The following is a 6,177-nucleotide window of genomic DNA, read 5'->3' on the forward strand; positions in this document are numbered from 1 at the left end:
AAATGGAGCCTCGGCTCCATTTTTGTTGGAGTCAAAGATGAAAAAAACGGTATTAGGCGCTGGATTGGTTGCAGCATTCATCATGGTTGCCCATTGGTCTCTGTTTTCTGTTCCTGAAAAGCCTGTGTTGATTTCACTTGATTCTGCTATTCAGAGAACAGATGAAGTTTGCTACCAAACGGAATCGTCTGAGTCGATAGACCAGAACGGTTCACTCAATCTGTTAGTCTGGAACATCTATAAGCAAAACCGTGATAGCTGGTCTGAAGAACTCAGTGCTTTATCTGAAAGTGCTCAGCTGGTCATGCTTCAGGAAGTCAGCTTGAATCCTACCTTTCTAGATTGGTTAACAGAACATTCGTGGGCAAGCAATCAGGTCAGTGCCTTTAAGCTTTTTGAAACCAGCGCTGGTGTCCTCAATCTGGCTCCTCATTTTCCCTTACAGGCTTGTGCTTACACTCAGATTGAACCTTGGTTAAGATTGCCCAAGTCCGCGCTTTACGCGACGTACGCGCTTTCTAACGGTCAGACATTGGCGACAGTGAACATTCACGCAGTTAACTTCACCATTGGAACCAAAGAGTTTGAGGCGCAAATTGATGCGCTCAAGTCTGCCGTGGAGTCGCATCAGGGACCAATCATTGCGGGGGATTTTAATACCTGGAGTGAAGAACGAACTCAGGAATTGAAAAAGCGTGTGGAATTGCTTGGATTGAAAGAAGCCCGTTTCTCCCCAGATCAGAGGACTGAGTTTGTGACCGGATGGCCTCTGGACCATGTTTTTTATCGAGATTTGAATTTCAAAAGTGCAGAGGCACCGCTATCCGGTGCCTCTGATCATAGTCCTATGTGGGTGGAGTTTTCACTAGTTAAATAGTGCAAGACCCACAAGCATTGAATAAAACAGTAACCAGGGCAGGATGGCGATAGCCAGCGCTTGTCCTTTTTCGAACTCAGTCCACGCGCCTAATGCAGCGTAGCCAAGCACAATGTACCAGGGAAGCAGCAAAGGGAAGGAACTGGTAAAGAAATACCAACTATGATCGGGTGAAAGTTTGATTAACCCGTTCAGGCTATTCAGATCCGCTGCGTAACTGACAATTTGTCCATGATTCACTAGCAGGCTAATGTAGCTGGCTAAATCGCCCAGCACGGCAGGAAACAGCATCACACAGCTTGCCGCGACCCATTTCCAGTAACCCATCTTATATTGGCTTTGCTTCGTCGCGAGCGTAAACCAGAACCCCAGCAATAAAACCGCAAAGATACGCCCTGCCACATCCAGAATCACTTCGCCAGCCAGCAAGGTATTGCTGTTGATGAGTGCCTGCTGGTCTTCAGGAATCGTCATAGTGGCGATCAATTGTGATTTAAGCCACTCAAAATCGACCACATCAAAGTATGCCCCCCAAAACAGGAAAGGGCTAATCAACAATACGATGAAGGGCTGCCAACCCCAGATGCCTTTTTGGTACAGGGCAGCAAAACATTGTGTTGGAGAACGGAAAATGTCCACCAACATGATCAATGAGTTTTTAGAAGGGGTCATGCGCTTACCTTAGTCACGTCAACATACAACTTTAATTTCTGACCTGGTTGTAGGTATTTTGATTTATTCAAATCGTTCCACTTAACAATATCGCCTGTTTTCACTTTGAACTTAGAAGCGATACCGCTGATGGTGTCACCTGAACGCACTTTATAGAACACAGGACGAATGATTGCGCCGTCCGAAGAGTCTTTCCAAATGACCAGCTTTTGCCCGATTCGCAAGGTATCGCGTGGTCCCATGCCATTCCATTTTGCGAGCGACTTGTGGGAGACCTTATGCTTCTTGGCGATAGACCACAGGCTATCCCCCGACGCTACGGTATGGTTAAGCTTGTATTTTCCACGGGTACGGGACTGAGTTTTAGCCAGACGATTATCAGCGCTCAGAGCGTAAATGCTGTCATCTTTGGTTGATGTCGGGATCATCAGGTTTTGACCAACCCAAATGCTGGTGCTTTTAAGCTCGTTGGCAGCCTGAATCACCTTAGTGGTGGTATTGTATTTTTTCGCTAGTACGCTCAAGGTGTCACCGGATTTCACCTGATGGCGAACCAGCTTCATACCATTCCCACGGTTTTCCATTACACGTTTATTAAACTGTTCCACCTTTTCCAGAGGGAGTAAAAGGTGATGTGGACCATCTGGGGCTGTCGCCCACTGATTGTAAGCCGGGTTGTAGCTCTGCAGCTCCGAAACGCTTAAACCTGCGTACTTTGCGGCAATCGCTAAGTCTAACTGTTCTTTCGGGTTAACTTGCGCAAGAACAGGCTGGTTAGCAATTGCTGGAATATTGATGCCATATTTCTCCTGGTTAGCAACGATATCTGCCAGAGCTAACAATTTAGGTACGTAACCACTGGTTTCCTTTGGCAGAGACAAAGAGAAAAAGTCGATAGGCTTGTTGGCTTTCTTGTTCTTACGAATCGCACTGGAAACGCGTCCACCACCACTGTTATAGGCTGCGATAGCATGGTTCCAGTTGCCATCAAAACGTCGGTTCAGGCTTTCCAGATAATCGAGAGCGGCATCCGTTGAGGCAGTAACATCGCGTCTGCCGTCATACCAGTAGTTCTGTTCCAGCCCGAACATCTTTCCGGTGCCAGGAACGAATTGCCAGAGACCTGCAGCGCTGCCATGAGAATAGGCAAATGGATCAAATGAACTTTCGACGACAGGAAGTAAAGCGAGCTCCAGAGGCAAGCCACGTTTTTCAATCTTTTCAGTAATTAAGAAGAGGAAAGGCTCGGCACGTTTCGCAACTGTCTGTAAATGGCGCGGGTGTTTTAAATACCAGGTACGGTAGTAGTCTACTTTCTTGTGATCTGGGATTGGCATCTCAAGCTGCATCGCAATACGTTGCCAAACATCAAGCTGACTTTGAGGCGTCACTTCCGGAATTTCTTTGACCGTTTTTGTGTCCGCAGATTGGGTTTTTGACGGTTTTGAAGGGGTCGTAACCTGAGTGTTTTTCTGGTTAGTTTCCGGTTGTGTTTTATTGGGTGTTTCCGACGACGTTAACTGACACCCTGTCAGAAATAACGCCAACACCCAACTGTGCTTTAGTCTCATTGATGCAGCCTTTTAATTAAATGGCTGCTGATAATACTTGTCTCCCTATCCAGGTGACAAGCATCAAATCGTTAAAATTCGTTCTTCCACTCACGAAGGGCAGAAAACACTGCAAGCGGTGACTTATCCTGAGTGCGGTGAGAGACGGCTTTGATCACACTTTCTTCCTGACAACGGAGGAACGGGTTAATCCATTTCTCTTGTCTTAATGTGGTCGGAATAGTGGGTTGGTTTTGGGCACGAAGGCGATTAACTTCGTCGCGATACTCTTGCAATTGAGGATTATCTGGTTCGACTGCCAGAGCAAAAGCCACATTTGATGACGTGTATTCATGGGCGCAGTAAACCTCCGTTTCCTGAGCCAATGCGGATAGTTTGTTAAGGGATTCAAACATTTGAGCGAATGTCCCTTCAAACACCCTGCCGCAGCCTGCTGCGAACAGAACATCGCCACAAAACACTTTGCCATCGCCGACATAGCCAATATGACCTAAAGTATGACCAGGCAGCGACAAAACAAGGAAGGTTTCACCAAAGAGCTCTATCTGGTCACCATCGTCTACCGGAGTAGTAAGGGTAGGGATAGGTTCGCTCGAAGGTCCGACTATTTTGCAGTCTGGGAAGGCGCGGATCAGGTCTGAAACACCACCAATATGGTCATTATGATGATGGGTAATCAGAATCGTTTCCAACTGCAATCCATGTGATTGGATATACTCCATAACGGGAGCAGCATCACCCGGATCGACAACGGCACAACGCTGATCGCTATTTTGAATGAGCCAGATGTAATTGTCGTTGAATGCAGGTATGCTTTTGATGGTTAACATATTTGGAACTCCAGTCCCCAGATATTTAGACGGATTATTATGAAGCCAGCTCGTACATCACGCAAACTTGAACAGCCACATTCTTGGGAACAACTCAAAAATGGTCAGTGGGTCTCTGAATCTATCCAAATGCGACTGGATGAATGGTGCCCGAAACTGTTTGGTTATCATATGCTCAAATTGGGCGGGCTGAGTTGCGAACTGAGCAGCACCAACTGCAATATTCAGCATCAGGTCTTACTGGATATTGAAAACCCACTGCACAACGTGATTGCTGATGCCTACGACCTCCCTTTCTTAGAAAAAAGTTTCGATGCGGTGTTGATGGCGCATCAGCTCGACTACTGTAATGACCCGCATCGTCTGTTAAGAGAAATTGACCGTGTGATGATTGATGACGGGTATTTGATTGTCACAGGTTTTAATCCCATTAGCGCAATCGGGCTTTCAAGCCTTATGCCCTGGCGTAAAAATAACCTTCCCTGGAGTGGAAGAATGTTCACGCCGAATCGAATTCGTGACTGGTTAGGTGTCTTAAATTATCAGGTTGTGCATTCAGACAGTTATGCGCTATTGCCATTCGGGAAGTACCGCACATTATGGACCTGGATGGAAAATTCGATGGGAGACTGGGTTAGCCCGTTAGGCAGTTTGTACTTCATTGTAGCGCGAAAACGCACTTACCCACTGAAACCGATCAAACCCCATTGGCGACTGAAGAGAAACCTATCGCCAATTGGAGTGAATTATAGAGTGTCTTCGGAACGCCAGGATTAGCTTGGCTGGTAACCGGTATCTTCTTCGGTAGGCGCTTCTGCCGCCGTCCGTGCGAGTTCGTCGCAGATTTCGTTCTCTCTGTGCCCAGCGTGCCCTTTCACCCAGTGCCATTCAATTTCATGGCGTTCTGTCTCTTTGTCTAACGCTTGCCATAAATCGGCGTTTTTCACCGGCTTTTTATCTGCGGTTTTCCAGCCACGTTTTTTCCAGTTATGGATCCACTGAGTAATGCCTTGTCTTACGTACTGGCTGTCGGTGGTCAAAATGACGTGGCAAGGTTCTTTCAATGTACTCAGGGCGACAACAGCTGCCATCATTTCCATTCGGTTATTGGTTGTCTGCTGGTAGCCTTTAGACAGGTATTTCTCGTTTTCTTTGTACCTGAGTACGATTCCGTATCCCCCCGGACCTGGATTGCCTAGGCAGGAACCGTCCGTGAAAACTTCAACTTGTTTCGCCATGATTTGATACTATTGGTTGTTATTGCGAATTGAACATAGTCTGACACATATCTTTATGAATACCAGCAACAATTCTGCGCACCAGCGAATCGTGGTGCTCGATACCGAAACCACAGGTATGAACCGGGAAAGCGGTCCTCACTATTTAGATCACCGTATCATCGAAATCGGTGCGGTAGAAATCGTCAACCGAAAGCTGACCGGGAAGCATTTCCATGTGTACTTGAAGCCTGACCGTGACATTCAGCCAGACGCAATTCTGGTTCATGGTATTACCGACGAATTTCTGGTCGACAAACCAGAGTATCGGGACGTCCATAAAGAGTTTCTTGAGTTTATCGACGGTGCAGAACTCGTCGCGCACAACGCGCCCTTCGACGTCGGTTTCATGGACTATGAATTCGAGAAGCTGGATCCCACCATTGGCAAAACGGAGCAGTACTGCAAGGTAACCGATACCCTTGCCATGGCGAAGAAAATCTTCCCGGGCAAGAGAAATAACCTTGATGTGTTGTGTGAACGCTACGGTATTGATAACTCTCACCGAACGCTTCACGGGGCATTGCTCGATGCCGAAATTCTGGCAGATGTTTATCTATTAATGACAGGTGGGCAAACCACACTAAAATTTAATAGTGATGAGCAGGGTGACGGCGGTACTGGCGAAGCGATTAAGCGTGTTACTTCAGGCAGAAAGTCCCTTAAAGTTATTCGTGCTTCTGCCGATGAAATAGAAGCGCATGGTGCGCGACTGGATATTGTTGAAAAAGCAGGCGCTTGCCTCTGGCGTCAATAGGAGAGTGTATGTGGCGGATTTTGATTCCATTGTTGATGTTGTTTGCAGCCACCGCTGTAGGCAGTGAGGAATCGGAATCCTCCATACGGTTGTTAGATAACCGTTTCCGCGTAGACCCCACCATTTCTCAAGCCTCCTTTGTTATTTATCGGAAAAAGAACAGCCAGTCGGTTGTCTTGATCCGACCAGACGG

General features: G+C 47.1%; 7 protein-coding genes and 1 pseudogene. 4 read left to right on the forward strand and 4 right to left on the reverse strand.

Translation table 11 applies throughout. The features are described from left to right. Nucleotides 1–37: 37 nt before the first annotated feature. Nucleotides 38–877: an endonuclease/exonuclease/phosphatase family protein gene (locus RH89_RS22370; RefSeq protein WP_004406930.1), complete on the forward strand. Its 840-nt coding sequence runs from the start codon at nt 38–40 to the stop codon at nt 875–877. Here RH89_RS22370 and RH89_RS22375 read toward each other — a convergent pair. From RH89_RS22375 to gloB, 3 genes are all read right to left on the reverse strand, one after another. Next, entirely contained in the window at nt 866–1,549 is a 684-nt protein-coding gene (locus tag RH89_RS22375) for a YIP1 family protein (RefSeq protein ID WP_004406932.1), read from the reverse strand. The genes RH89_RS22370 and RH89_RS22375 overlap by 12 nt on opposite strands. After that, complete coding sequence (locus RH89_RS22380; protein ID WP_004406933.1) at nt 1,546–3,120, reverse strand: LysM peptidoglycan-binding domain-containing protein; 1,575 nt, start codon at nt 3,118–3,120, stop codon at nt 1,546–1,548. The genes RH89_RS22375 and RH89_RS22380 overlap by 4 nt, the downstream gene beginning before the upstream one ends. Before the next feature lie 71 nt (nt 3,121–3,191). Next, the gene (gene gloB, locus RH89_RS22385; protein WP_004406935.1) at nt 3,192–3,950 is read right to left on the reverse strand and encodes a hydroxyacylglutathione hydrolase; all 759 of its coding nucleotides are present in this window, start codon (nt 3,948–3,950) and stop codon (nt 3,192–3,194) included. Between the two features lie 39 nt (nt 3,951–3,989). Here gloB and RH89_RS22390 point away from each other — a divergent pair, with 39 nt between their 5' ends. Continuing rightward, the gene (locus tag RH89_RS22390) at nt 3,990–4,727 is read left to right on the forward strand and encodes a class I SAM-dependent methyltransferase (protein ID WP_004406937.1); all 738 of its coding nucleotides are present in this window, start codon (nt 3,990–3,992) and stop codon (nt 4,725–4,727) included. On the opposite strand, the gene rnhA is transcribed toward RH89_RS22390, so the two are convergent. Further along, nucleotides 4,724–5,188, reverse strand: coding sequence for a ribonuclease HI (gene rnhA / locus RH89_RS22395; RefSeq protein ID WP_004406939.1), 465 nt, complete (start codon nt 5,186–5,188; stop codon nt 4,724–4,726). The two genes, RH89_RS22390 and rnhA, sit on opposite strands and share 4 nt — an antisense overlap. Nucleotides 5,189–5,243: 55 nt before the next feature. On the opposite strand from rnhA, the gene dnaQ reads away from it, so the two are divergent. After that, the gene (gene dnaQ / locus RH89_RS22400) at nt 5,244–5,984 is read left to right on the forward strand and encodes a DNA polymerase III subunit epsilon (protein WP_004406941.1); all 741 of its coding nucleotides are present in this window, start codon (nt 5,244–5,246) and stop codon (nt 5,982–5,984) included. Nucleotides 5,985–6,019: 35 nt separating this feature from the next. Further along, nucleotides 6,020–6,177 (forward strand): annotated as a pseudogene (locus RH89_RS29780) (TIGR03503 family protein); the annotation flags it as partial.

Origin of the sequence: Vibrio nigripulchritudo ATCC 27043 (genome assembly GCF_000222685.1) — a bacterium.
Taxonomy (GTDB): domain Bacteria; phylum Pseudomonadota; class Gammaproteobacteria; order Enterobacterales; family Vibrionaceae; genus Vibrio; species Vibrio nigripulchritudo.